Source organism: Salipiger sp. H15 (assembly GCF_040409955.1).
In the GTDB taxonomy this organism is placed as follows: Bacteria; Pseudomonadota; Alphaproteobacteria; order Rhodobacterales; family Rhodobacteraceae; genus Salipiger.
The window spans coordinates 1,545,508-1,570,251 of the sequence record NZ_CP123384.1 but is presented as its reverse complement, the minus strand read 5'-3'; the positions used below and the strand labels follow the sequence as shown (position 1 = coordinate 1,570,251).

Genomic DNA, 24,744 nt, shown 5'->3' with positions numbered 1-24,744 from the left:
ACTTTTACATTCTGTCACGCCGCACCCGCAGCATTGCTTTACGCAGGCTCAAGGCGATGCTCGGAACTCCGCTCACCCGTCAAAGGTGATCGGTTTTCCGTCACGCAAGGCTGCTTTGACGACATTTGTATAATCCTCGCCGTCTTCAAGGTGGGACGCGCGGGCGTGAAGCACGAGCGGGGCACAGAGGCGGAAAGCCGCCCTGCCGCCCTTGCGTCCACGGGCGAGAATCAGCCGGGGCGCGCGGCCCTCGCGCGGGGCCAGCGGCAGCACCTCGACAGAGCCCAGATGCGTGCCGAGAGCGGCCAGAAGCTCGGGCAGGCGCTCGACCCGTTGGACGAAGGTCGCGGTGCCGCGGGGCTTCAGCCGCTTTGCCGCCAGCGCCACCCAGTCCGCGAGCGGCAGCGCCCCGGCCAGCGCCAGCTCGACCCCGGCATCGGGCGCGGCGCTGCGCTTGCCTTCCTCGAAATAGGGCGGGTTGGCGAGAACGTGATCGAAGCTGCGCGCCTTCAGCTCCGTCGGCGGCGCCGAAAGGTCCGCCTCGAGGATCTCGCCCTGCAGGCCGTTCTCGGCAATGTTACGCCGCGCGAGCGCGGCATAGGCCGGCTGGATCTCGACCCCGGCAAGCCGCAGGCCCGCGACCCTCACCCCGAGGCACACCAGCGCCGGGGCGGCACCGCAGCCAAGCTCCAGCACCTCCTGCCCCGGCCGCGCCTCGACGCTTGCCGCCAGCAGCACGGGATCGACCCCGGCGCGATAGCCAAGCCCCTGTCTTGGCTGCCATATTCGCGCCATACCGCCAAGGAAATCGTCGCGCCGCAGCGCCTCTTCGGGGAAGGGGTCGTGCCTCATGCCCCGGACTCGAAACGGATGCCGAAGTCGCGCAGCACCCGCTGCGCGGCCTGCAGATCACCGCTCCGCACCATCAGGCGGCGCGGAAGTATACCCAGGGATCCCTCGAGGACGCTCATATTTACGTCCAACTCAAAGCTGTCTATACCCTGCCCATCAAGGAGGGTCTTCGCCAGCGGGATCAGCGTGATGTCGGTCGTGCGCAGAAGTTCTTCCATACTGGGGATTTAAGGACAGGGCCCCGGCCTTGTCGAGCCTGTGACGGGGGTCTGATGGGCTTGGATACGGCAAAAGCGAAACCGCACGATCGCCTTGCGACGATGCTGGCCGACGAGATGGGGGCGGTAAACGCGCTGATCCGCGAGCGGATGGCCTCGAGACACGCGCCGCGCATCCCCGAGGTCACCGCGCATCTGGTCGAGGCGGGCGGCAAGCGCCTGCGCCCGATGCTGACCCTCGCCGCGGCCAATATCTGCGACTACGACGGCCCCTACCACGTGCACCTCGCCGCGACGGTTGAGTTCATCCACACCGCGACGCTGCTGCACGACGACGTGGTGGACGAAAGCGCGCAGCGGCGCGGCCGTCCCACCGCCAACCTGCTCTGGGACAACAAGTCCTCGGTGCTTGTCGGCGACTACCTCTTTGCCCGCAGCTTCCAGCTGATGACCGAGACCGGCAACCTGCGCGTGCTCGAGATCCTGTCGAACGCCTCGGCCACCATCGCCGAGGGCGAGGTGCTGCAGCTGACCGCGGCGCAGGACCTGCGCACGACCGAGGACATCTACCTGCAGGTGGTTCGGGGCAAGACCGCGGCGCTGTTCTCGGCGGCGACCGAGGTGGGCGGCGTCATCGCCGGGGCGGACCCCGAGCAGGTGCAGGCGCTCTTCGACTACGGCGACGCGCTCGGCATCGCCTTCCAGATCGCCGACGACCTCCTCGACTACATGGGCGACAGCTCGGCCACCGGCAAGAACGTCGGCGACGACTTCCGCGAGCGCAAGCTCACGCTGCCGGTGATCAAGGCCGTGGCGGCGGCGGATGCGGAAGAGCGCGCCTTCTGGCAGCGCACGATCGAGAAGGGCAAGCAGGAAGAGGGCGATCTCGAACACGCGCTGGCACTGCTGAACAAGCACGGCGCGCTCGAGGCTACGCGCGAAGATGCGCTCGGCTGGTCGGAAAAGGCGAAGGCCGCGATGGCGCGCCTGCCCCAGTCCGAGCTGCGCGACGTGATGATCGAGCTCGCCGATTTCGTGGTGTCGCGGCTCTACTGAGCCCGCGCCACCCGCTCCTTCAGCCCCGGCGCGGCATCGCCCGCGCCTGCTGATCCCCCAGCAGACCCTCGGCGATCCACCAGTCCGGGCGCGCTGTGCGCAGAACCTCTGCCGCCGCGCCCGCCTCACCCATGGTTGCGAAGAGCCCGAAGCAGGTCGCGCCCGATCCCGACATGCGCGCAAGGCCGCAGCCGGGCAGCGCCGCAAGCTCCTCCAGCACCGTGCCGATCACCGGCTCCAGCGCCCGTGCCGCGGGTTCCATGTCGTTGCGCATGTCCCGCAGCCAGGCGATCAGCGCCCCGGGACCGGAGAACTCCGGCAGGGTCTCGGGCATCGGAGGGTTCCGGCGCGAGATCAGGCTGCGGAAGATCTGCGGCGTCGAGACCGGCACCCGCGGGTTGACCAGCACGGCCGGCAGCGGCGGCAGCGCGACCGGCTCCAGAGCCTCGCCGATGCCGCGCACGCGAACCGGGCGGGACGCGAGGCACATGGGCACGTCGGCCCCGAGCGGCAGCAGCGCGGCTTCCGCCCGCGCGAGCCCCGCCGCGTCCAGCATATCCGCCTCGGCCAGCATCGCCCGCGCCGCGGCCGCGGCATCCGCCGAGCCACCGCCGATGCCCGAGGCGACGGGCAGCACCTTTTCGAGGACGATCGCCGCCCCCTGCCCCCCGCCCACCATGGCGGCGGCGCGCAGCGCGAGGTTGTCGCCATCCGCGGGAATGCCCGCGGCCTCCGGCCCCTCGACGCGCAGGCTCAGCGCCTCGGCGGGCGCGACGCGCAGCGCGTCGCCCACCGGAGCGAAGACGACCAGCGAGTCGAGCAGGTGATACCCGTCGTCGCGCTGGCCGGTGATGTGCAGGGTCAGGTTGATCTTCGCCGGGGCGAAGACGTCAGTCCACGTCATGCGCGACCTTCAGCGGCGGCCGGCCTTCCTCGGCCAGCACCGCATCCAGCCCCACCGCCAGCTTGCGGCGGATGCGCTCGGGCTCGACATCGTCCGAGGCATCCTCCCAGCCGACGAAGGACAGCGCGCGCTGCCACTGGAACCGCGCCTCGGTCTTGCGACCCACGGCCCAGTAGACGTCGCCGAGGTGATCGTTGACCACCGGGTCCACCGCCATCAGCTCGGCGGCGCGTTCCATGTGGCCGACCGCCTCGTCGTAGCGGCCCAGCCGGTAGAGCGCCCAGCCGAGGCTGTCGACGATGTAGCCGCTCTGCGGTTCTGCCTTGACCGCGCGCTCGATCATCTCGAGCGCCTCGTCGAGGTTCACGTGGTGCTCGACCATGGAATAGCCGAGGTAGTTCAGCACCTGCGGCTGGTTCGGCACGAAGTCGAGCGCGGCGCGGAAGTCCTTCTCGGCCGCCTCCCAGTCGCCGTTGCGCTCCTTGCAGATGCCCCGGGCGTAATAGAGGAACCATTGCGCCGGATCGGGCTCGGCAAAGGTCGCGAGCGCCCGGTCATAGGCCTCGATCGCCTCGGGGTAGCGCTCGAGCTGGCGCATCAGGTCGCCGAGCGCCGACTGCACCGCGGGCAGGTTGCCATGGGTGTCGGCCAGCTGCTCGAGCACCTCGACCGCCGCATCCATCTTGCCCTCGGCGCGCAGCGCGTCGGAGCGGCCCAGCTCGGCCACGTGGAAGGCCGCATCCTCGCGCGGCACGCGGCGATAGGTGGCGGCGGCCAGCTCGTACTGGCCCATCTTCTCGAGCAGTTCACCGGCCATCAGCAGGGCGCCCACGTGGTCGGGGCGCAGGAACTCGGCCACGCGCACGTGCAGCAGCGTATAATCCTCGGCGGATTCGCTGGCGAGCGCGCTGGCGATGGTGAAGAACACCTCGGCGATGCCGTCGCGGGCCGAGGTGATGATGTCGAACGGCAGCGTCTCGCCGGCCTCTAGCTTGCCGCGCAGCTCGGCCATGCCCGGGTCGAGCTGCTGGCCGAAGGCCTCGTCGATCAAGGTGATGGCGTCGGCGTGGCGGTCGATCTGCGACAGGATCTCGATGCGCGCCAGCACCGCCCGGCGGGTCATCTGCATGGCCCCGGCGCCGGGCTCGGCGAAGATCGCCTCGGCCCCCTCGAAGTCCCCGACGGAGGCGAGGGCCATGGCCTTGTGATAGGCGGCAAAGCCGGCCAGCCCGCGCTCCTTGGCCACCTCGTCGAAGGAGGCGAGCGCGGCGCTCACGTCGCCGCGGCCAAGCTCGGCCCAGGCCTTGAGCAGCCCGTCGGCGAGCGGCCCGGCGGACTGGTCCGCCTCGACCCGCGCCAGGAGCTCGGCATAGTTCTCTTCATGCGCGAGCACCGCGACCTCGGCCAGCTGGCCGATCTGGCTGGTGTGGCCAAGCGCGGTCAGGCGCTCGGCCAGCCCCTCGGCGCGGATGAAGTCGCCAAGGCCGATGTTCGCAAGGGCCGCGCGCTCGAGCAGGTCGGCGTTCTCGGGGTCGTGCTTGACCGCCTCGCCGTAGTAGCGGGCCGCCGCCTTGAAGTCGCCGCTGAAGCTGGCCTGCCGCGCGGCAAGATAGTCGCCCGAGAGGCTCTCGGCCGAAACCGCTCCTGCCGCCATCAGCGCGAGCGCAAGAACCGTGCCGCGAAGTGTCCCGATTGCCTTGCCCGACATGCCGCCTCCTGTTGATTGGTTGACGTCGAGATTAGACCGCACCGCCCCCCGGCGCAATCCGCGCCCCGTTCACGGGGCGGCGAGCGCGGCGCCCCGCCGGCGCGGCCGGATGCCCATGCGGCAACTTCGCGCGGTGCGCGTGCATTAATTAGTTTGCATTGCCAATCATTGACACATACATGCAACCGCATGACTCAGGATTCCCTCCCCAGAGACCGCTTCGGCTTCGCCTTCGTCACGCTCGCCCGGGCCTGGCACCGCGTGGTCGACAAACGCCTTGCCGCGGCCGGGCTGACCGATGCGACGTGGCGGCCCCTCATCCATCTTGCCGAGGGCGGCGACGGGATCAGCCAGCGCGACCTTGCCGCGCGCATCTCGCTCGACACCTCGACACTGGTGCGCCTGCTGGACCTGCTGTCCGAGCGTGGCCTCATCGAGCGCCGCGTCGATCCCTTGGACCGGCGCGCCCGGCGCATTCACCTGACCGTCGCCGGACAGGCCGAGGTGGACCGCATCCGCGCCATGCTGCTGAAGGCCGAACGCGAGCTGCTCGCGGACATCGGCGACGAGGACCTGCCCGTCCTGCTCGAGCGGTTCGCGAAGATCTCGGCCCGGGCCGACGCCATGCTCGCGGACGAGGGGGTGGAGGCATGACCGCGGCGCTCGGGGCACTCGGCTTCGACCGCCCAAGGCTGGCCTTCGCCCTGCGCACCGCGGCGGCGGCCAGCCTTGCGCTGATCGTCGCGTGGCTGCTGGGGCTGGAACATCCGCAATGGGCCGGGATGACCGTCTGGGCCGCCTCGCAGCCGGTCCGCGGCCAACTGCTCGAGAAAGGCCTCTTCCGATTCGCCGGGACGGTGATCGGCACCCTTGCCGGGGTCGGGCTGATCCTCGCCATGCAGCTGCACCCTGCCCTGCTGGTGATCGGGCTGGCGCTCTGGGTCGGTCTCTGCACCGGCCTTGCCAACCTGCTGCGCGGCTTCGTCGCCTACGGGACGGTGTTGGCCGGCTACACCGCCGCGATGATCGCCCTGCTGGATGTCGGCCACCCCGAGAACGTGCTTGCGCTCGGCGCCGACCGGATGGCGACGGTGCTCGTGGGCGTGCTCGCCGCGCTGCTGGTCGGCTGGCTGTCGGCCCCGGTCGCCGACGGCACCGCGCTGCGCGCCCGGATCCGCGGCGTCCTCGCCGATCTTTGCGACCAGCTTGCCGCGTCCGCGCCCGATGCCGAGGCGGCGCAGCGGCTGGTCTCGGCGATGGCCGGCGTCGAGGAGGCGCTCGATCCGCATGCCGCCGGCTCTATCCGTTCGCACCGCGAGACCCGCGCCAGCCGCGCCCTGCTCTCGACCGCGCTGTCCGCCCTGCTCTGGCGCCGCGCCCACGACGAGGCGGGCCCGTCGGGCGCCGCCCGGCTTGCGCTGACCGAGGCCTCGGTTGCCCTGCGCGCGGGCGACAGCGCCACCGCCGAGGCGGCGCTCAGCCGCGCGGCGTCGCTGCCCGGCCAGTCGGATGCGCTGCAGCCGCTTGCCGCGGCCCTCGCCCGGTGGCGCGCCCCCGAGAACCGCCCGGCCCCGACCACTGGCGATGCGCTTCCGGTGGTGCTGCACCGCGACTGGATCGGCGCGCGCGAAGCCGCGATCCGGGCCACCGGCGCGCTGCTGCTCTTCGGCGCGCTCTGGCAGATCACCGGGGTTGCGGCGGGCGCCTTCCTGCTGCTCGGCATGTCGATCATGATCTCGGTCTTCACCACCTTCGAGAACCCGATCGGGATGCTGCCCTTCGTCTTCCTCGGCCAGTTCCTCGGCGCGGCGACGGCGCTGGCGATCCGCTGGATGCTCTGGCCGCAGGCCGCGGCGGACTGGCAGCTGGTGGCGATGATGCTGCCCTTCGTCTTCGCGGGCGCGCTGCTGGCCGGGCACAACCGCGGCATGAAGGTCGCCTTCGACTACAACATGGTGATGCTGCTCCTGCTGCACCCCGCCCTGCCGCTGACCGGCAGCTTCGCCACCTCGGTGCTGATGGCGCTGGCGGTGGTGGCCGCCCCGCTGGCGGCACTGGTCGCCTACCGTACGGTCTACCCGCCGACCCTGCGCCGCAAGCAGGCGACGCTGGCGCGGATGATGTTGCACGACGTCGCGGCGCTTGCCGCGGATGCGGGCGCGCTGCGGCACCGCACGGTCTGGCGCGCCCGGCTCTATCACCGGATGCTGCGGCTTTTCCGGCTGACCGAGCGCTCGGCCCGGGCGCAGCGCGACGCGCTCGACAGCGGGCTGGCGCTGCTCGACCTCGGCCACGCGGCGATGCGGGCGCACGAAATCCTTGCCGCCCCCGGCACCCCGCCCGCCGAGCGCCGCGCGCTGAAGGCGGCGCTGGCCCGGCTCGCACGCATCCCCGAGACGCCGGCGCGGGCCGAGGGCGCCTTCAGCCGCCTCGCCCGCCGCGCCACCGGGCCAGACGCCGAGATATTCCGCCACGCCGCGCGCAGCGCCGCGGTGCTGGCGGGCTGAGAGGCTTCAAATTCGCTTAAGCCAGCGGTGCGCGAGGGCCATCTTCCCGCGCACCGGCTGCGTCAGCACGAAGGGGTAGAGGTCGGGCAGGTCGAGCGCCCGGTTGACGTGGTTCACCGCGATCGAGAGGTCCACGGCACGGGTGATCAGCGCCTCGGTGTCCGCCTCGCGGTAGGGATCGTAGCCCTCGCCCGGCATCCCGGGCAGCCGCAAGCCGCTCGCGACGCCGCTGTCGAGGAGCGAGACGAGATGCTGCAGGTGCGCGAGGGTCTCGGCCCAGTCCTCGTGCGGATGGGCGGTGGCATAGGTGGTGATGTACTGCTCTCCCGGCTCCTGCGGGGCCTCGTAGTGCCGCTGCAGCGCCGCGCCGTAATCCGCGCGCTCGTCGCCGAAGAGCGCCCGGAACTCCTCCGGAAACGCCGGGTTCTCGGCGAGTCGCAGGAAGAGGAAATGCGCCATCTCGTGCCGCATGTGGCCCAGCATCGTGCGGTAGAGCTCGTCGAACTGCTCCTGCCGCTCGGCCAGCACCGCGCCGCTCGCCTCCGAGACGTTGATCGTGATGATCCCGTCCGCGTGCCCCATGACCACGTCCGCCTCGCCGTGCAGCGTCTCTTCCGAGAGCATGCGGAAGACCGGCCGCGCGCCCGGGTCGGTGGGCGTGAACCAGCCCCAGCGCGCCAGCTCGGCAAGCATCCGCCGCTTGGAGAGCTCGCTTTCCGCCCAGAGCGGCAGGTTCTGCTCGGCGCGCAGGTCGGGCACGGTCTCGGTCATCGCGCAGGAGCGGCAGAGCCCGCCCGCCTCGGCGATCCAGTTGCAGGCGATATCCTCCCGGTTGGCGCAATGCACGGCCCCGGCGACCATGGTCTGCGCGTCGGGATCGAAGCTGACCTCCTGCCCGCAGCCGCAGGCGAGGTTGTGGAAGTAGACCGGGCTCGAACAGGCGGGGCAGCGGAAGATTTGCATCGGGGATCCTCGGGCGCGGGAGTTCGGGGCGGAAACGGCGCGGGACGGTCCCGGGTTCCCGCGCCGCAGTGAAGCGGCAAGAGGCGGCCCATGGAAAGAGGTTTGCGTGACTCTGCGGCAGGTTGGGCGGCGGGGGGAGCACGCACCGGCGGCCTTCAGCCGGGAAGCCGGGGCGGCGCGGCCCCTGTCGCGGCGGCGCTTTCCTGAATCACCCTTGCGAAAACCGCCGCAGACACGTATATGCCCCTTCAACAGCGGCGCGTCGGTCCTGGCACCGAAGCTCCACCGGGAAACATCGACGGGCCGCGCGCCCGTATTTTTGTTTCCGAAGGAGTCGGAAGAATGACCGACCTCATCGCCAAGTCATCGCTCGACAAGCGCCTCGCCGAGATCGTCGGCCCCGTCATCGAAGACATGGGGTTCGAACTCGTGCGCATCCGCCTGATGGGCGGCAAGACCGCGACCCTGCAGATCATGGCCGAACGCCCCGAAGGCGGCATCGAAGTCGACGAATGCGCCGACATCTCGACCGCGGTCTCCGCCGTGCTCGACGTCGAGGACCCGATCATCGACGCCTACACGCTCGAGGTCTCCTCGCCCGGCATCGACCGCCCGCTCACCCGCCTCAAGGACTTCGAGACCTTCGAAGGCTACGAGGTGAAGATCGAGACCTCCGAGATGATCGACGGCCGCAAGCGCTGGCGCGGCGTCGTCGCGGGTGTCGAGGGTGACGAAGTGCTGCTCAACATCGAGGAAGGCGGCGAGGAGCAGACCATCGGCCTGCAATTCGACTGGCTGTCGGACGCCAAGCTGGTGCTCACCGACGACCTGATCCGCGACATGCTCCGCGCCCGCAAGGCGCAGGAAGTGGACGAAACCAAATTCGACGACATCGAGGCCGACGACGCGGCCGCTCAGGAGGACTAAGACCATGGCAATCACCTCTGCCAACCAGCTCGAGCTTCTGCAGACCGCCGAAGCCGTCGCCCGCGAGAAGATGATCGACCCCTCGCTGGTGATCGAAGCGATGGAGGAGAGCCTCGCCCGCGCCGCCAAGAGCCGCTACGGCTCCGAGATGGACATCCGCGTGAAGATCGACCGCAAGACCGGTCGCGCCACCTTCACCCGCGTGCGCACCGTCGTCGAGGACGAGATGGTCGAGAACTACCAGGCCGAGATGACCGTCAAGCAGGCCAAGCAGTACATGGCCGACCCCAAGGTGGGCGACCAGTTCGTCGAGGAGGTCCCGCCGGTGGACCTCGGCCGCATCGCCGCGCAGAGCGCCAAGCAGGTGATCCTGCAGAAGGTGCGCGAGGCCGAGCGTGACCGCCAGTACGAAGAGTTCAAGGACCGCCAGGGCACGATCATCAACGGCCAGGTCAAGCGCGAGGAATACGGCAACGTCATCGTCGACGTCGGCCGTGGCGAAGCCATCCTGCGCCGCAACGAGAAGATCGGCCGCGAGAGCTATCGCCCCGGCGACCGCATCCGCTGCTACGTCAAGGACGTGCGCCGCGAGGCCCGCGGCCCGCAGATCTTCCTGTCGCGGACCGCGCCGGAATTCATGGCCGAGCTGTTCAAGATGGAAGTGCCGGAAATCTACGACGGCATCATCGAGATCAAGGCCGTGGCCCGTGACCCCGGCTCGCGCGCCAAGATCGGCGTCGTGTCCTACGATGGCTCGATCGACCCCGTCGGCGCCTGCGTCGGCATGCGCGGCTCGCGCGTGCAGGCCGTGGTGAACGAACTGCAGGGCGAGAAGATCGACATCATCCCGTGGAACGAGGACATGCCGACCTTCCTCGTCAACGCGCTGCAGCCGGCCGAAGTGTCGAAGGTGGTTCTCGACGAGGATGCCGAGCGCATCGAGGTCGTGGTGCCCGACGAGCAGCTGTCGCTGGCCATCGGCCGCCGCGGCCAGAACGTGCGCCTCGCCTCGCAGCTGACCGGTCTCGACATCGACATCATGACCGAGGAAGAGGAATCCAAGCGCCGCCAGGCCGAGTTCGAAGAGCGCACCAAGCTGTTCATGGACACGCTGGACGTCGACGAGTTCTTCGCCCAGCTGCTGGTTGCCGAAGGCTTCACCAACCTCGAGGAAGTCGCCTACGTCGAGCTCGACGAGTTGCTGGTGATCGACGGCGTCGACGAAGGCACCGCCGAGGAGCTGCAGACCCGCGCCCGCGAGTTCATCGAGGAGCAGGCCCGCAAGGCTCTCGAGAAGGCCCGCGAACTGGGTGCCGAGGACAGCCTCATTGAATTCGAGGGGCTCACGCCCCAGATGGTGGAGGCGCTGGCGGAAGACGGCGTCAAGACGCTCGAGGACTTCGCGACCTGCGCCGACTGGGAACTGGCCGGTGGCTGGACCACGGTCGACGGCCAGCGCCAGAAGGACGACGGTCTGCTCGAAAAGTTCGACGTGGATCTCGCCGAGGCGCAGAACCTGATCATGACCGCCCGCGTGATGCTGGGCTGGGTCGACCCCGAGGAACTCGCTTCCGACGCCGAGGGCGATGAGCTCGACGCCGAGGATGGCGAGTCCGACGAGTCGGAGGCCTGAGCCCGAGATGAGTCGCGGAGGTCAGGAAAAGGACAGGGAAGACGGTCCCGAGCGGCGCTGCATCGCCACTGGCGAGGTGGAGCCCAAGGGCGGCCTGATCCGGTTCGTGGTCGGGCCCGAGGGTCAGGTCGTTCCCGACCTCGCGGGCAAGCTGCCCGGTCGGGGCATCTGGGTCTCGGCCGATCGCAAGGCATTGGAAAAGGCGGCGGGCAAGGGTCTCTTTGCCCGCGCAGCCAAGGCACCGGTGACCGTTCCCGAAGGGCTGCCCGACCTCGTCGAGGGCATGCTGGCCCGCCGGGTGGTCGAACTGATCAGCCTCGCCCGCAAGGGCGGCGGCGCGGTTTCTGGCTACGAGAAGGTGAAGGACTGGCTCTCCAAGGAAGAGGCCCGCGTCCTGATCCAGGCCGAGGATGGATCGGCCCGCGGGAAGACAAAACTGAGTACCCCCTACGGGGGCAACTACATCGGCTGGCTCACCGCGGACGAACTTGGGCTGGCCTTCGGACGTGAAAAGGTGATACATGCGGCGCTTGGCGCTGGTGGACTCACCAAACGTGTTGTAGAGGAGGCCCAACGTTTGAAGGGCCTGCGCGTCGCATCGGCAGACGCGAAAGCGGCAGCAGGGGCTGCCGCGGGCGGCAAAGGCCGCCGGAAAGGATAAGAGAATCTTAATGAGCGATAACGACGGCAAGAAGACTTTGGGTTTGCGCGGCGGGTCCCACTCGGGGAACGTGAAGCAGAGCTTCAGCCACGGCCGCACAAAGAACGTCGTGGTGGAGACCAAGCGCAAACGCGTCGTGGTGCCGAAAACTGGCGCCGCTGGCGGTGCAAAGGGTTCGGGCGGCGGATCGCATGGCGGATCGGGCAAGCGCCCGGCGGGCATCACCGATGCGGAGATGGAACGCCGGCTGCGCGCGCTGCAGGCTGCCAAGGCGCGCGAAGCCGAGGAAACTGCTCAGCGCGAGGCCGAGGAAAAGGCCCGCGCCGAGGAGCGCGAGCGCATGCGCGCCGAGAAGGAACAGAAGGAGCGCGAGCAGCGCGAGGCCGAAGAGCGTGCCAAGGCGAAAGCCGAGGAAGAAGAGCGCAAGGTCCGCGAAGCCGCCGAGGCTGCTGAAGCCGCCGAAGCTGCCAAGAAAGCCGAGTCCGTCGCGAAGAAACCCGCGGCGGCCAAGGAAGACGCGGCAGCCCCGGCAGCACGTGCCGCGGCAGCTCCGGGTGCCAAGCCCGCCACACCGGCCCAGCAGCAGCAGCGCAAGGCCGACCGCGAGCGCGAAGAGCGTGGCCGGTCGACCCGTGGCCGCGACGACGGCGAGCGCCGGTCCGGCAAGCTGACGCTGAACCAGGCCCTCGGTGGCGAAGGCGGACGTCAGAAGTCCATGGCGGCGATGAAGCGCAAGCAGGAGCGTGCGCGTCAGAAGGCCATGGGCGGCGCGCAGTCGCGCGAGAAGGTCGTGCGTGACGTGCAGCTTCCCGAGGCGATCACGGTGGCGGAACTCGCCAACCGTATGGCCGAGCGCGTGGCTGACGTCGTGAAATCGCTCATGCAGAGCGGCATCATGGCGACGCAGAACCAGACGATCGACGCCGACACCGCGGAACTCCTCATCGAGGAATTCGGCCACCGCGTGACCCGCGTGTCCGACGCCGACGTCGAGGACGTGATCAAGACCGTGGACGACAAGCCGGAAGACCTCCAGCCGCGTCCCCCGGTCATCACGATCATGGGCCACGTCGACCACGGCAAGACCTCGCTGCTCGACGCGATCCGCAACACCAACGTGACCTCCGGCGAAGCCGGCGGGATCACCCAGCACATCGGCGCCTACCAGGTGACGACGAAGAACGGCGACGTGCTGTCCTTCCTCGACACGCCGGGCCACGCCGCCTTCACCTCGATGCGCTCGCGTGGCGCTCAGGTGACTGACATCGTCGTGCTTGTGGTTGCCGCGGATGACGCCGTGATGCCGCAGACGGTCGAGGCGATCAGCCACGCGAAAGCGGCCAAGGTGCCGATGATCGTGGCGATCAACAAGGTCGACAAGCCGTCGGCGAATCCGACCAAGGTGCGCACCGACCTGCTCCAGCACGAAGTCGTGGTGGAAGAGATGTCGGGCGACGTGCAGGACGTGGAAGTCTCGGCCAAGACCGGCCAGGGCCTCGACTCGCTGCTCGAAGCCATCGCGCTGCAGGCCGAGATCCTCGAGCTCAAGGCCAACCCCGATCGCGCCGCACAGGGTGCGGTCATCGAAGCGCAGCTCGACGTGGGCCGCGGTCCGGTGGCCACCGTCCTGATCCAGAACGGCACGCTGCGGCAGGGCGACATCTTCGTCGTGGGCGAGCAGTACGGCAAGGTCCGTGCGCTGATCAACGACAAGGGTGAGCGCGTCACCGAAGCCGGTCCGTCGGTGCCCGTCGAGGTGCTGGGTCTCAACGGCACGCCCGAGGCAGGCGACGTTCTCAACGTCACCGAGACCGAGGCGCAGGCCCGCGAGATCGCCGAGTACCGTGCCCAGCTGTCGAAGGACAAGCGCGCCGCAGCCGGTGCCGCGACCACGCTGGAACAGCTGATGCAGAAGGCGAAGGACGACGAGAACGTCTCCGAGCTTCCGGTCATCGTGAAGGCGGACGTGCAGGGCTCGGCGGAAGCGATCGTTCAGGCGCTCGAGAAGGTCGGCAACGAAGAGGTGCGCGTGCGCGTGCTCCACTCCGGCGTCGGCGCGATCACCGAGACCGACATCGGCCTGGCCGAAGCGTCGGGATGCCCGGTCATCGGCTTCAACGTCCGTGCCAACGCACCGGCCCGCAACGCCGCCAACCAGAAGGGCGTGGAGATCCGCTACTACTCGGTGATCTACGACCTGGTGGACGACGTGAAGGCCGCGGCCTCGGGCCTGCTGTCGAACGAGATCCGCGAACACTTCATCGGCTACGCGTCGATCAAGGAAGTGTTCAAGGTCTCCAACGTCGGCAAGGTCGCCGGCTGCCTCGTTACCGAGGGTGTTGCCCGCCGCTCCGCAGGTGTCCGCCTGCTGCGCGACAACGTGGTGATCCACGAAGGCACGCTGAAGACGCTCAAGCGCTTCAAGGACGAGGTGGCGGAAGTCCACTCCGGCCAGGAATGCGGCATGGCCTTCGAGAACTACGACGACATCCGTCCCAACGATGTCATCGAGATCTTCGAGCGCGAGGAAGTCGAGCGCTCGCTCTGATCTCCCCTGCCCCACCGGGCGACAGAATTCGGAAAAGCCGGCGACCCTGGGTCGCCGGCTTCTTCGTTTGCGGCAGGTGAGGACAGGAACTGCCGGTTCGGGCCAGCCTTCTCTATCCTTGGAAATTCATGCGGATCGTGGCGGACAAAAAAATACGAGCCGCCTTCTCAGGCGACTCGCATGTCGTTGACTTCTAGGGGCGTGTATTCAGACCGGGCGCCCGGTGAAGACCTGCTGACCGACGCGGACGACGATCCGTCCATCGGGGAGGGTCTTCTCAAGAAAGCCCTGGACCGAAATGCAGCTACCCATGATGATGGTGCGCAACATGTTGTGTCCTCAACTAAAACTCTGTGATCGGAGTATTACTCCATGCCACGAGACAAAACTACACAAATATTGCATAAATCTGTTTCAATTATAGGCAAAACCGCCTGATTTTTCGCTGAAATTGTCATCATGCAACACTGTGGCCAAGAAAACGCTTGTCACAGGAGATCGCGGAGAATCGGGATCAGCGGCACGTCCGCCGGCGGCATCGGGTAGCTGGTGAGATCGCGCGCCCGCGCCCATTTCAGCACTTGCCCCTCGCGGGCGTGCGGCACGCCCTTCCACTTGCGGCAGGCAAAGAGCGGCATGAGCAGGTGGAACTCCTCGTAGGCATGCGAGGCGAAGGTGAGCGGTGCAAGGCAGCTGTCCCAGGTCTCGATCCCCAGTTCCTCGTGCAGCTCGCGGATCAGCGCGGCCTCGGGCGTCTCGCCCGGCTCGACCTTGCCGCCCGGGAATTCCCAGAGCCCCGCCATGGACTTGCCCTCCGGCCGCTGGGCGAGCAGCACGCGCCCCTCGACGTCGATAAGGGCAACGGCGGAGACGAGGACGATCTTCTTCATGGGCGGCGCTTTCGGCAGATGCGGGAACGCGAGGAGCAAGCCCCTCGCGTTCCTTGGCATATGTGCCCCTTGGCAAAGGGGCAAGTGCGTTACGAACGATAGTCCGCGTTGATGCTGATGTAGCCGTGGGTCAGGTCGCAGGTCCACACGGTGGCCGTGCCCTGCCCCAGCCCGAGATCGACCGAGAGTCTGATCTCCGGCGCCTTCATCAGCCGCGCGCCGTCTTCCTCGCGGTAGTCCGGCGAGCGCCAGCCCTTCTCGGCCACCAGCACGTCTCCGAAGCGGATGGTCAGCAGGTCGCGGTCGGCCGCGGCGCCGGACTTGCCGATCGCCATGACGATGCGGCCCCAGTTCGGGTCCTCGCCGGCGATGGCGGTCTTGACCAGCGGCGAGTTGGCGATGGCCATGGCGTGGATGCGCGCATCTGCGTCCGAGGCCGCGCCGGTCACGGTGACGGTCACGAACTTGGTCGCGCCCTCGCCGTCCTTCACCACCTGGTGCGCAAGGTCGAGGAACACGGTCTCGAGCGCCTCGGCGAAGGCGGTGTCAGCCTCGGTCACCTCGACGCCCGAGGCGCCGGTGGCGCCCATGAGCAGCGTGTCCGAGGTCGAGGTGTCGCTGTCGACGGTGATGCAGTTGAAGCTGCGGTCGTTGATCCCGCTCACCAGCTTCTGCAGCAGCGGCTGGGACACCTTCGCATCGGTGAAGATGTAGACCAGCATCGTCGCCATGTCGGGCGCGATCATGCCCGAGCCCTTGGCGATGCCGGCGATCTTCACCGCGCCGCCCGGCAGGTCGACCGTGACGGTCGAGCCCTTGGGGAAGGTGTCGGTGGTCATGATCGCCCTGGCCGCGCCGGCGATGCCGGTCGCGTCGAGCGAAGCGACAAGCTCGTCCACCTTGGCGGTGATGCGCTCGTGCGGCAGCGGCTCGCCGATCACGCCGGTCGAGGAAGAGAAGACGCGGCTCTCGGGCAGGCCCGTCGCCGCGGCCACGGCCGAGGTCACCGCGCGGGTGGACTCGATGCCGTTCTTGCCGGTGAAGGCGTTGGAATTGCCCGAGTTCACGATGATCGCCGCGCCCTCTTCAGAGGACGCGCCGATCTTGGCCTGGCAGTCGAGCACGGGGGCCGAGCGCGTGGCCGAGCGGGTGAAGACCCCCGCCATGGTGCTGCCCGCATCGAGCAGGGCGAGCATGACGTCGGTGCGCCCCGCGTAGCGCACCCCCGCCGCGACGGAGGCGAAGCGCACCCCGTCGATCACCGGCAGGTCGGGAAAGGCCGCGGGGGCCAGCGGGGAAACGGCGAGGGTCTTGGCCACTCAGTCCTCCAGCAGCTCGAGCTTCGAAAGGACCGAGGGGTCGATCTCGCCGGATGCGGTGCGGGTGATCTCGGCACCGGCCTCGGCCTCCTCCATGTAGGTCTTGACCGCTTCCTGCTGCACCTGCTGGGTGAGCTGGTCCTTCACCTCTTCGAGCTTCGGCGCTTCCTTGGCGCGGGTCTCGTTGAGCTTGATCACGTGCCAGCCGAACTGGGTCTGCACCGGTGCCGCCGAGATGGTGCCGGGCTCCATCGCCTCGACCGCCGCCTCGAAGGGCTCGACCATCATGCCCTTGCTGAACCAGCCGAGCTCGCCGCCGTTGGGTCCCGAGGGGCCGGTCGACTTGGATTTCGCCACCTCGGCGAAATCGGCGCCGCCGTTCAGCTCGTCGATGATCGCCTTGGCCTCGTCCTCGGTCTCCACCAGGATGTGCGAGGCGTTGTATTCCTGGCCCTGGTTGGCACCGGCGAACTGGGCGTCATAGGCGGCCTGCAGCGCCTCGTCGGTCACCGCGGCATCTGCCACGGCCGAAACGGTCTCGGCGGCGAGCAGCGTGCGGCGCTCGGTCTTCAGCGACAGGTCGACGCGCTTGGTCTCGACCGCCTTCTCGTCCTGGGCCAGCACCTCCTGCTGCACCAGCTGGTCGAGGATGCCGTCCCACAGGACGTCATCGCCAAGCTGCTGGTACTGCTCGGGCAGGCTGGCGCGCACGACCAGCATCTCGCCGAGGGTGATGTCCTTGCCGTTCACCGTGGCCACGACGGTCTCGGCGCTCAGGTCCTGACTCTGCTCCTGGGCATAAGCGGGCAGTGCGAGGGCAAGGGCGAGCGCGGCCGCCCCCAGTGTGGTGAGGGTTTTGGGCATCTAGGCGTCCTTCCTATTGGCCGCCCGCCACAGGGCGGCGTTGACACTTACCGACCTGCCGCTTACATCGCCTGAAGGCTCTGCAAGGCCGGTCGTTCCCCTGTGTCATATGGGTTGAGTGCGAGGCGGGCAAGCGGATGCCTCACGCAGAACACGACTTTGTCAGACAGGACAGGCAGGCCAAATGCTCGGAATGGGAAAACTCGCGCGGAAGGTGTTCGGTACGCCGAACGACCGCAAGATCAAGGCCACCCGACCGCTGATCGCACAGATCAACGCCCTGGAACCCGAGTTCGAAGCACTCGATGACGCCGGGCTGATCGCCAAGACCGAAGAATTCCGCAAGCGCGTCGCCGAGGGCGAAAGCCTCGATGCGCTGCTCCCCGAGGCCTTTGCCAACTGCCGCGAGGCGGCCAAGCGGGCGCTCGGCCTGCGCGCCTTCGACGTGCAGCTGATGGGCGGGGTCTTCCTCCACCAGGGTAACATCTCCGAGATGAAGACCGGCGAGGGCAAGACGCTCGTCGCGACCTTCCCCTCCTACCTCAACGCCCTCTCGGGCAAGAGCGTGCACGTGGTCACGGTGAACGACTACCTCGCCCGCCGCGACGCCGAGTGGATGTCGAAGGTCTTTGCCGCGCTCGGCATGACCACCGGCGTGGTCTACCCGCAGCAGCCCGAGGCCGAGAAGAAGCAGGCCTATGCCTGCGACATCACCTACGCCACCAACAACGAACTGGGCTTCGACTACCTGCGCGACAACATGAAGTCCGAGCTGGAGCAGATGATGCAGCGCGGCCATGGCTTCGCCGTGGTCGACGAGGTGGACTCGATCCTCATCGACGAGGCGCGCACTCCGCTGATCATCTCCGGCCCGTCGCAGGACCGCTCGGACCTCTACGTCGCGATCGACCGGCTGATCCCCGAGCTCTCCGACGAGGGCTACAAGCTCGACGAGAAGAGCCGCAACGTCACCTTCACCGACGAGGGCAACGAGGCGCTGGAGCAGATGCTGCACCGCCGCGGCATCCTGCCCGAGGGCCAGACGCTCTACGATCCGGAAAGCACCACCGTGGTGCACCACGTGAACCAGGGCCTGCGCGCGCACAAGCTCTACACCCGTGACAAGGACTATATCGTCCGTGACGGCCAGGTGGTGCTGATCGACGAGTTCACCGGCCGCATGATGGCCGGCCGCCGCCTGTCGGACGGCCTGCACCAGGCGATCGAGGCGAAGGAGGGCTGCCAGATCCAGCCCGAGAACGTCACCCTCGCCAGCGTGACCTTCCAGAACTACTTCCGCCTCTACCAGAAGCTCTCGGGGATGACCGGCACGGCGCTGACGGAAGCCGAGGAATTCGCCGAGATCTACAAGCTCGGCGTGGTCGAGGTGCCGACCAACCGGCCGATCGCGCGGATCGACGAGGACGACAAGGTCTACCGCACCGCCGGCGAGAAATACGCGGCCATCGTCGACGAGATCAAGAAGGCGCACGAGAAGGGCCAGCCCGTGCTCGTCGGCACCACCTCGATCGAGAAATCCGAGATGCTCTCGCAGCTGCTGACCAAGGCCGGGCTGACGCACAACGTGCTCAACGCCCGCCAGCACGAGCAGGAAGCGCAGATCGTCGCCGACGCCGGCAAGCTGGGCGCGGTCACCATCGCGACCAACATGGCCGGCCGCGGCACCGACATCAAGCTGGGCGGCAACTTCGAATTCCTCGTGATGGAGGCCATCGCCGCCGATCCCGAGGCCGATCCCGAGGACATCCGCGCCCGGATCGAGACCGAGCACGCCATGGCCGAGGCCGAGGTGAAGGAGGCCGGCGGTCTCTTCGTCCTCGCCACCGAACGCCACGAGAGCCGCCGCATCGACAACCAGCTGCGCGGCCGTTCCGGCCGTCAGGGCGACCCGGGCCGCAGCTCGTTCTACCTCTCGCTCGAAGACGACCTGATGCGCATCTTCGGCTCGGAACGGCTCGACAAGGTGCTGACCAAGCTCGGCATGAAGGAAGGCGAGGCGATCATCCACCCCTGGGTGAACAAGTCGCTGGAACGCGCGCAGGCGAAGGTCGAGGGCCGCAACTTCGACATCCGCAAGCAGCTGCTGAAGTTCGACGACGTGATGAACGACCAGCGCAAGGTGATCTTCGCGCAGCGTCTCGAGATCATGGAAGCGCAGGACCTGTCCGAGATCGTCGAGGACATGCGCCACGAGGTGATCGACGAACTCGTCGAGGCCCATGCCCCCGCCAAGGCCTATGCCGACCAGTGGGACATGCAGAGCCTCTACGCCGCCTGCATCGAGAAGCTGGGCATCGACCTGCCGGTCATCGCCTGGGGCGAGGAAGAGGGTGTCGACGCCGAGATCATCCGCGAGCGGATCGAGGAAGCCACCAGCAAGCAGATGGCCGACAAGACCGCGGCCTTCGGCCCCGAGACCATGCGCCAGATCGAGAAGCAGGTGCTGCTGCAGACCATCGACACCAAGTGGCGCGAGCACCTGCTGACGCTCGAGCACCTGCGCTCGGTGGTGGGCTTCCGCGGCTACGCGCAGCGCGACCCGCTGAACGAGTACAAGACCGAGGCCTTCCAGCTCTTCGAGTCGATGCTCGAGTCGCTGCGCGAGCGCGTGAGCGAGCAGATCGGCCGCGTCCGTCCGATGACCGAGGAAGAGCAGCAGAAGATGCTCCAGCAGATGGCGGCGCAACAGCTCCAGCAGCAGCGCCTCGCCGAGATGGCCCATGCCGTCGGCCCGAGCGAGAATGCCGGCATCCCGGAATCGCACGAGCCGCTGGTCGACGGGTTCGATGAAAACGACCAGGCGACCTGGGGCAACCCCAGCCGCAACGACCCCTGCCCCTGCGGCTCGGGCAAGAAGTTCAAGCACTGCCACGGCAGCCTCGCCTGACCGCGGCCCGGCCCAGGCCGGCATGACACGCAGGGCGCCCTCCGGGGCGCCCTTTCTCTTTCCGGATCACGCCCGCCTGCCCCGGGCCCGCCGCGATGACTCCTCGCCGCCGCCGCAACGTTGCCGCTTTTTCCGCGCAGATTGTTTCCCGTTCGAGTTCGAGTGTTGGGGACCATCATGGGACGGATGAAGACCTTCAGGCTTGCGGCAGTCACCCTTTGCGCCGCCATCAGCATCGGCTTCGCGATGCAGCAGCACGACGCCCGCGGCAAGCGCGCCGGATCGCTGCAGGTCGCGCAGATCCAGGACACCTCGTCCGCCGGCCTGCCGCCCCTTCCGCTCGACCGCACCGCCACCGCGAGATTGCCCGAGCCGCAGCTGCAGCTTGCCGCAGCCGTGGCCGAGCCCGCGATCACGCCCGCCACCCTGCCCGCTGAAACCGAGGCAAGACCCGCCGACTGCGCCGTCTCGATGTCGGCCCGCACCGGCGCGGGGGCCATGGTCACGCTGCAGATCGACGCGCCCTGCTTCGCCTCGGAGCGGGTGACCATCCATCACAACGGGCTGATGTTCACCGAGGTGACCCAGCCCGACGGCACCCTGCGGATCGAGGTCCCCGCCCTTTCCGAGAGCGCGCTCTTCATCGCCGCCTTCGCCAACGGGGCCGGTGCCACCGCCTCGGCCGAGGTCCCCGCCCTGCCCTTCTACGACCGTGTCGCGCTGCAATGGCGCGGCGAGAGCGGCCTTGCCCTGCACGCCAGCGAATTCGGCGCCGCGGACGAGGACGCCGGTCATGTCTGGGCCGCCAGCACGGGCGATCTGACCCGCACGGCGCGCGGCGAGGGCGGTTTTCTGACCCGCCTCGGCGATTCCGCCAGCCCCGAGGCGCGCCTGGCCGAGGTCTACACCTTCCCCGCCGCGGCGGCGACGAAGGCTGGCGCGGTCGCGCTGACCATCGAGGCCGAGATCACCGCGTCGAACTGCGGACAGGCACTCGAGGCGCAGACCCTCGAGCGGCGCGTCGGCGGCAGCCTGCGCGCCCGCGACCTGACGCTGTCCATGCCCGATTGCAGCGCCGCCGGTGACTTTCTGGTGTTGAAAAACCTGCTCGAAGACCTGAAGATCGCCGCCAAGTAAACGAGCGGTCAAGAGGCCCCGATGCGACAGGTCCGTGCGGCGATCCTCGCCGCACTTTTCATTCCGGGCGCCCTTTCCGGCCTCCTTCTTCCGACGATGGCCGAGGCGCAGGACGTCATCCTGCGCTCGCGCGATGGCGGCATCGAGCTCAGCGGCACGATGCTGGGCTTCGACGGCGAGTTCTACCGCATCGACACGCGCTACGGCGATCTGACGGTCGACAGCTCCGGCGTAGTTTGCGAGGGCGTCGGCTGCCCCTCCCTCACCGATTTCGTCGCCGAGCTGCGCATCTCGGGTGCGGCAACCATGGGCGATCTGCTAATGCCCGCGCTGATCGAGAGCTTTGCGCAGCGCAACGAGTACAGCGCGGAGCGCAGCACGCTCGCCGAGGGCGGCACGCGGATCACCCTCGGCGACGGCGGGCGGGTGATCGGCCGCTTCGACATCGCGCCCTCGACAACCGACGAGGGATTTGCCGACCTTCTCGCCGACGAGGCGGACATCGTCGTGGCGTTGCGCGAGGTGCGGCCCGCGGAGCTCGACCTTGCGCGACAGGCGGGGCTGGGCGATCTCGGCCAGCCGAACCGCAGCCGCGTGCTGGCGCTCGACGCGCTGATCCCGGTCGTGGCGCCGGAGAACCCGGTCACCTCGGTCTCGATGTCCGATCTCGCGGGCGTGCTCTCGGGCCGGATCGACAGCTGGCAGGACCTTGGCGGGCCGGACGCGCCCATCGTGCTGCACCTCCCGCCCGAGGGCTCGGGGCTGGTGCAGGCGCTCGAGGACCAGCTGCTGCAGCCCCCCGCCCTTTCCCTGCGCGGTACCGACACGCTGCGCCACGCCAGCGCCGCGGCGCTCGCCTCCGCCGTCGCGGGCGATCCGTTCGGGCTCGGCTTCGTCAGCGCGGCCGAGGTCGGCAATGCGCGGCCGGTGGTGCTGACCGGCAGCTGCGGCTTCCACCTCAGCGGCACGCGGCAGGCGATCAAGACCGAGGACTACCCGCTGACCATGCCGGTCTTCGTCTACATGCCCGCACGGCGGCTGCCAAAGCTGGCGCGCGAGTTCCTCGAGTTCACCCGCTCCGAGCCAGCGCAGATCGTCATCCGGCGCGCCGGGTTCGTCGACCAGACCCCCGAGGAGCTGGCGCTCGACGAACAGGGCGACCGGCTCGCCAATGCGATCAGCATCGCCGAGGGCGAGGCGGGCCTTGCCGAGCTGAAGCGGCTCGTCGCCACGCTTGCCCCGATGCGCCGGCTGACCACCTCCTTCCGCTTCGAGCCTGGCTCCTCGGGGCTCGACGCCCGGTCCCGGTCGAACGTGCAGCAGCTCGCGCGGTCGCTCGAGCTGGGCGAGTTCGACGGGCGCACGTTGGTCTTCATCGGCTTCTCCGACGGCGAAGGGCCGAGCGAGGCCAACCTGATGATCTCGGCCGAGCGCGCCGGCGCGGTCCGGGACGCGGTGATCGCCGCCGCCGAGACCGCCGATCTTGCCGGCATCACGCTCGAGACCGACGCCTTCGGCGAGGCCATGCCCATGGCCTGCGACGAGACCGTCTGGGGCCGGGAGGTCAACCGGCGCGTCGAGGTCTGGCTGCGCTAGAGCAGCCCCTCGGCCCGGAAGCTCAGCTCGCGTGAGCGGCCGATCACCAGGTGGTCGTGCAGGGTGATGCCCAGCACCTCGGCCGCCGCCTGTATCTGCGCGGTCATCTCGATGTCGGCGCCGCTGGGGGTGGGATCGCCCGAGGGGTGGTTGTGCACGAGGATTAGCGCGCTGGCATTCAGCTCGAGCGCGCGCTTCACCACCTCGCGCGGGTAGACCGGCACGTGATCGACCGTGCCCCGCGCCTGCGCCTCGTCGGCGATCAGCACGTTCTTGCGGTCGAGGAAGAGGACGCGGAACTGCTCGGTCTGCTGGTGCGCCATGGCGGTCTGGCAATAGGCGAGCAGCGCCTCCCACGAGCTGACCACCTGCCGCTGCAGCACCCGGCTGCGGGCGAGCCGGTGCGCCGCCGCCTCGACGATCTTGAGCTCGGTCACCACCGCCTCGCCCACCCCGTCCACGTCGCGCAGCCGCGGCGTGGGGGCCGAGACCACGGCGTTGAAGTCGCCGAAGTGTTCGAGAAGGCGGCGGGCGAGCGGCTTCACGTCCTGCCGCGGGATCGCCCGGAAGAGCACCAGCTCCAGCAGTTCGTAATCCGGCACCGCCTCGGCACCGCCGGCCAGAAAGCGGTCACGGAGCCGCCGCCGGTGGTCACGGATATAGGAGGGCAGGTCCCGGCCCTCCTCGGGGCGCAACGGCACCTCGTCGCCGGCAAAGAGCGAGGGCTGGCTGTCGGAGAAATGGCGCGGGCGGGTCATCCGGGCAGACTGCGCCCGGCATGGTTAGCGAAGGCTTAACAAGACCGGGCCGCCGCAGCCGAAAGAAAAACGGCGCGGGAGGTCCCGCGCCGTCCATCTTGGGTGACGAGGGCCTCTCAGCCCTTCATCGAATCCCAGAAGCCCTTGACCGAAGAGAAGAAGCTCTTCGATTCCGGGTTGTTGTCCTCGGACTGGTCCTCGAACTCGCGCAGCAGCTCGCGCTGGCGTGCGGTGAGGTTGACCGGGGTCTCGACCGCCAGCTCGATGAACATGTCACCGGCGACGCCGCCGCGCAGCGCCGGCATGCCCTTGCCGCGCAGGCGCATCTGCCGGCCGGACTGGCTGCCCGCGGGGATCTTCACCCGGCTGCGGCCGCCGTCGATCGTCGGCACCTCGATGTCGCCGCCAAGCGCGGCCGTGGTCATCGACACCGGCACGCGGCAATGCAACTCGGTGCCCTCGCGCTCGAAGATCCCGTGCTTCTTCACCTCGATGAAGATGTAGAGATCGCCCGGAGGCCCGCCGCGCATCCCCGCCTCGCCTTCACCGGCCAGACGGATGCGGGTGCCGGTCTCGACCCCCGCCGGGATGTTCACCGACAGCGCCCGCTCCTTGTGCACGCGGCCCTGGCCACCGCAGGAGGCACAGGGGTTCTTGATGATCTGGCCGAGGCCCGAACAGGTCGGGCAGGTCCTCTCCACGGTGAAGAAGCCCTGCGTCGCGCGCACCTTGCCCATGCCCGAGCAGGTCGGGCAGGTGACCGGCTCGGCGCCACCTTCGGCACCCGAGCCGTGGCACTCGCCGCATTGCACCGAGGTCGGCACGCTGATGGTCTTCTGCAGCCCGCCGAACGCGTCCTCGAGGGTCACGCGCAGGTTGTAGCGCAGGTCCGCACCACGCGCGGCACGCTGGCGCCCACCGCCACCGCGGCCGCCGCCCATGAAGTCGCCGAAGAGATCGTCGAACACGTCGGAGAAGGCCGAGGCGAAGTCGCCCTGCTGGCCGAAGCCGCCGCCGGGACGTCCGCCGCCACCCATGCCGTTCTCGAAGGCGGCATGGCCATAGCGGTCGTAGGCCGCCTTCTTGTCGGCGTCCTTCAGGACCTCGTAGGCTTCGTTGATTTCCTTGAACTGAGCTTCCGCATCAGGGTTGTCCGCGTTCCGGTCGGGGTGAAGTTCCTTCGCCTTCTTGCGATAGCCCTTCTTGATCTCGTCCGCGGAGGCCCCTTTGGCGACGCCGAGCAGCTCGTAATAGTCACGCTTGGACATACATGCCCTCCTTGGCCCGGAACAGAA

21 protein-coding genes are annotated in these 24,744 nt (G+C 68.7%); 10 read left to right on the top strand and 11 right to left on the bottom strand.

Going from position 1 to position 24,744, the window contains the following annotated elements:
• Positions 1-72: 72 nt before the first annotated feature.
• Together PVT71_RS07695 and PVT71_RS07690 are read right to left on the bottom strand one after the other, a co-directional pair.
• Positions 73-852 carry a methyltransferase gene (locus PVT71_RS07695; RefSeq protein WP_353471212.1) on the bottom strand — a complete coding sequence of 260 codons (780 nt, stop codon included), beginning with the start codon at positions 850-852 and terminating at the stop codon, positions 73-75.
• Positions 849-1,070, bottom strand: coding sequence for a DUF2007 domain-containing protein (locus PVT71_RS07690; RefSeq protein WP_353471211.1), 222 nt, complete (start codon positions 1,068-1,070; stop codon positions 849-851). The genes PVT71_RS07695 and PVT71_RS07690 overlap by 4 nt, the downstream gene beginning before the upstream one ends.
• Positions 1,071-1,124: 54 nt before the next feature.
• On the opposite strand from PVT71_RS07690, the gene PVT71_RS07685 reads away from it, so the two are divergent.
• Positions 1,125-2,126, top strand: coding sequence for a polyprenyl synthetase family protein (locus PVT71_RS07685; protein ID WP_353471210.1), 1,002 nt, complete (start codon positions 1,125-1,127; stop codon positions 2,124-2,126).
• Between the two features lie 19 nt (positions 2,127-2,145).
• Here the strand turns inward: PVT71_RS07685 and PVT71_RS07680 are convergent, their stop codons facing one another.
• Positions 2,146-3,030, bottom strand: a complete 885-nt coding sequence (locus PVT71_RS07680; RefSeq protein WP_353471209.1) for a 4-(cytidine 5'-diphospho)-2-C-methyl-D-erythritol kinase — start codon at positions 3,028-3,030, stop codon at positions 2,146-2,148.
• Positions 3,017-4,738, bottom strand: coding sequence for a tetratricopeptide repeat protein (locus tag PVT71_RS07675; protein WP_353471208.1), 1,722 nt, complete (start codon positions 4,736-4,738; stop codon positions 3,017-3,019). The genes PVT71_RS07680 and PVT71_RS07675 overlap by 14 nt, the downstream gene beginning before the upstream one ends.
• 189 nt (positions 4,739-4,927) lie before the next feature.
• Here PVT71_RS07675 and PVT71_RS07670 point away from each other — a divergent pair, with 189 nt between their 5' ends.
• Positions 4,928-5,392, top strand: coding sequence for a MarR family transcriptional regulator (locus PVT71_RS07670; RefSeq protein WP_353471207.1), 465 nt, complete (start codon positions 4,928-4,930; stop codon positions 5,390-5,392).
• On the top strand, positions 5,389-7,245 hold the full coding sequence (locus tag PVT71_RS07665; RefSeq protein ID WP_353471206.1) for an FUSC family protein: 1,857 nt from the start codon (positions 5,389-5,391) through the stop codon (positions 7,243-7,245). The genes PVT71_RS07670 and PVT71_RS07665 overlap by 4 nt, the downstream gene beginning before the upstream one ends.
• A 6-nt stretch (positions 7,246-7,251) precedes the next feature.
• Here the strand turns inward: PVT71_RS07665 and PVT71_RS07660 are convergent, their stop codons facing one another.
• Positions 7,252-8,208, bottom strand: a complete 957-nt coding sequence (locus PVT71_RS07660; RefSeq protein ID WP_353471205.1) for a putative zinc-binding metallopeptidase — start codon at positions 8,206-8,208, stop codon at positions 7,252-7,254.
• 342 nt (positions 8,209-8,550) lie between these two features.
• Between PVT71_RS07660 and rimP the strand changes: the two genes are divergently transcribed.
• The 4 genes from rimP to infB are packed head-to-tail and all read left to right on the top strand — an operon-like array spanning position 8,551 to position 13,977.
• Positions 8,551-9,135, top strand: coding sequence for a ribosome maturation factor RimP (rimP, locus tag PVT71_RS07655; RefSeq protein ID WP_353471204.1), 585 nt, complete (start codon positions 8,551-8,553; stop codon positions 9,133-9,135).
• A gap of 4 nt (positions 9,136-9,139) precedes the next feature.
• Entirely contained in the window at positions 9,140-10,768 is a 1,629-nt protein-coding gene (gene nusA, locus PVT71_RS07650) for a transcription termination factor NusA (RefSeq protein ID WP_353471203.1), read from the top strand.
• Positions 10,769-10,775: 7 nt separating this feature from the next.
• Positions 10,776-11,429, top strand: coding sequence for an RNA-binding protein (locus PVT71_RS07645; RefSeq protein ID WP_353471202.1), 654 nt, complete (start codon positions 10,776-10,778; stop codon positions 11,427-11,429).
• Positions 11,430-11,439: 10 nt separating this feature from the next.
• Complete coding sequence (gene infB, locus PVT71_RS07640) at positions 11,440-13,977, top strand: translation initiation factor IF-2 (protein WP_353471201.1); 2,538 nt, start codon at positions 11,440-11,442, stop codon at positions 13,975-13,977.
• A 207-nt stretch (positions 13,978-14,184) separates the two neighbouring features.
• On the opposite strand, the gene PVT71_RS07635 is transcribed toward infB, so the two are convergent.
• The 4 genes from PVT71_RS07635 to PVT71_RS07620 form a co-directional block, all read right to left on the bottom strand.
• Positions 14,185-14,307: a hypothetical protein gene (locus tag PVT71_RS07635; RefSeq protein WP_353471200.1), complete on the bottom strand. Its 123-nt coding sequence runs from the start codon at positions 14,305-14,307 to the stop codon at positions 14,185-14,187.
• Between the two features lie 158 nt (positions 14,308-14,465).
• Positions 14,466-14,867 carry an 8-oxo-dGTP diphosphatase MutT gene (gene mutT, locus PVT71_RS07630; RefSeq protein ID WP_353471199.1) on the bottom strand — a complete coding sequence of 134 codons (402 nt, stop codon included), beginning with the start codon at positions 14,865-14,867 and terminating at the stop codon, positions 14,466-14,468.
• Between the two features lie 89 nt (positions 14,868-14,956).
• Entirely contained in the window at positions 14,957-16,186 is a 1,230-nt protein-coding gene (gene argJ, locus PVT71_RS07625) for a bifunctional glutamate N-acetyltransferase/amino-acid acetyltransferase ArgJ (RefSeq protein ID WP_353471198.1), read from the bottom strand.
• Complete coding sequence (locus tag PVT71_RS07620) at positions 16,187-17,050, bottom strand: peptidylprolyl isomerase (RefSeq protein ID WP_353471197.1); 864 nt, start codon at positions 17,048-17,050, stop codon at positions 16,187-16,189.
• 184 nt (positions 17,051-17,234) lie between these two features.
• On the opposite strand from PVT71_RS07620, the gene secA reads away from it, so the two are divergent.
• The 3 genes from secA (at position 17,235) to PVT71_RS07605 (ending at position 22,691) form a co-directional block, all read left to right on the top strand.
• Entirely contained in the window at positions 17,235-19,958 is a 2,724-nt protein-coding gene (secA, locus tag PVT71_RS07615; RefSeq protein WP_353471196.1) for a preprotein translocase subunit SecA, read from the top strand.
• Positions 19,959-20,135: 177 nt separating this feature from the next.
• Positions 20,136-21,095 carry a translocase gene (locus tag PVT71_RS07610; protein WP_353471195.1) on the top strand — a complete coding sequence of 320 codons (960 nt, stop codon included), beginning with the start codon at positions 20,136-20,138 and terminating at the stop codon, positions 21,093-21,095.
• Positions 21,096-21,116: 21 nt separating this feature from the next.
• Positions 21,117-22,691, top strand: a complete 1,575-nt coding sequence (locus PVT71_RS07605) for a phosphate ABC transporter substrate-binding/OmpA family protein (RefSeq protein ID WP_353471194.1) — start codon at positions 21,117-21,119, stop codon at positions 22,689-22,691.
• Here PVT71_RS07605 and radC read toward each other — a convergent pair.
• Positions 22,688-23,449: a DNA repair protein RadC gene (gene radC / locus PVT71_RS07600; protein ID WP_353471193.1), complete on the bottom strand. Its 762-nt coding sequence runs from the start codon at positions 23,447-23,449 to the stop codon at positions 22,688-22,690. The two genes, PVT71_RS07605 and radC, sit on opposite strands and share 4 nt — an antisense overlap.
• 116 nt (positions 23,450-23,565) lie before the next feature.
• A complete protein-coding gene (gene dnaJ, locus PVT71_RS07595; RefSeq protein ID WP_353471192.1) occupies positions 23,566-24,717 on the bottom strand; it encodes a molecular chaperone DnaJ in 1,152 nt (383 codons plus the stop codon).
• Positions 24,718-24,744 lie beyond the last annotated feature (27 nt).

Bases quoted from the DNA above. Each gene is read 5' to 3' on its own strand.
- PVT71_RS07695 (WP_353471212.1), bottom strand. From the start codon at position 852: ATGAGGCACGACCCCTTCCCCGAAGAGGCGCTGCGGCGCGACGATTTC.
- PVT71_RS07690 (WP_353471211.1), bottom strand. From the start codon at position 1,070: ATGGAAGAACTTCTGCGCACGACCGACATCACGCTGATCCCGCTGGCG.
- PVT71_RS07685 (WP_353471210.1), top strand. From the start codon at position 1,125: ATGGGCTTGGATACGGCAAAAGCGAAACCGCACGATCGCCTTGCGACG.
- PVT71_RS07680 (WP_353471209.1), bottom strand. From the start codon at position 3,030: ATGACGTGGACTGACGTCTTCGCCCCGGCGAAGATCAACCTGACCCTG.
- PVT71_RS07675 (WP_353471208.1), bottom strand. From the start codon at position 4,738: ATGTCGGGCAAGGCAATCGGGACACTTCGCGGCACGGTTCTTGCGCTC.
- PVT71_RS07670 (WP_353471207.1), top strand. From the start codon at position 4,928: ATGACTCAGGATTCCCTCCCCAGAGACCGCTTCGGCTTCGCCTTCGTC.
- PVT71_RS07665 (WP_353471206.1), top strand. From the start codon at position 5,389: ATGACCGCGGCGCTCGGGGCACTCGGCTTCGACCGCCCAAGGCTGGCC.
- PVT71_RS07660 (WP_353471205.1), bottom strand. From the start codon at position 8,208: ATGCAAATCTTCCGCTGCCCCGCCTGTTCGAGCCCGGTCTACTTCCAC.
- rimP (WP_353471204.1), top strand. From the start codon at position 8,551: ATGACCGACCTCATCGCCAAGTCATCGCTCGACAAGCGCCTCGCCGAG.
- nusA (WP_353471203.1), top strand. From the start codon at position 9,140: ATGGCAATCACCTCTGCCAACCAGCTCGAGCTTCTGCAGACCGCCGAA.
- PVT71_RS07645 (WP_353471202.1), top strand. From the start codon at position 10,776: ATGAGTCGCGGAGGTCAGGAAAAGGACAGGGAAGACGGTCCCGAGCGG.
- infB (WP_353471201.1), top strand. From the start codon at position 11,440: ATGAGCGATAACGACGGCAAGAAGACTTTGGGTTTGCGCGGCGGGTCC.
- PVT71_RS07635 (WP_353471200.1), bottom strand. From the start codon at position 14,307: ATGTTGCGCACCATCATCATGGGTAGCTGCATTTCGGTCCAGGGCTTT.
- mutT (WP_353471199.1), bottom strand. From the start codon at position 14,867: ATGAAGAAGATCGTCCTCGTCTCCGCCGTTGCCCTTATCGACGTCGAG.
- PVT71_RS07620 (WP_353471197.1), bottom strand. From the start codon at position 17,050: ATGCCCAAAACCCTCACCACACTGGGGGCGGCCGCGCTCGCCCTTGCC.
- secA (WP_353471196.1), top strand. From the start codon at position 17,235: ATGCTCGGAATGGGAAAACTCGCGCGGAAGGTGTTCGGTACGCCGAAC.
- PVT71_RS07610 (WP_353471195.1), top strand. From the start codon at position 20,136: ATGGGACGGATGAAGACCTTCAGGCTTGCGGCAGTCACCCTTTGCGCC.
- PVT71_RS07605 (WP_353471194.1), top strand. From the start codon at position 21,117: ATGCGACAGGTCCGTGCGGCGATCCTCGCCGCACTTTTCATTCCGGGC.
- radC (WP_353471193.1), bottom strand. From the start codon at position 23,449: ATGACCCGCCCGCGCCATTTCTCCGACAGCCAGCCCTCGCTCTTTGCC.
- dnaJ (WP_353471192.1), bottom strand. From the start codon at position 24,717: ATGTCCAAGCGTGACTATTACGAGCTGCTCGGCGTCGCCAAAGGGGCC.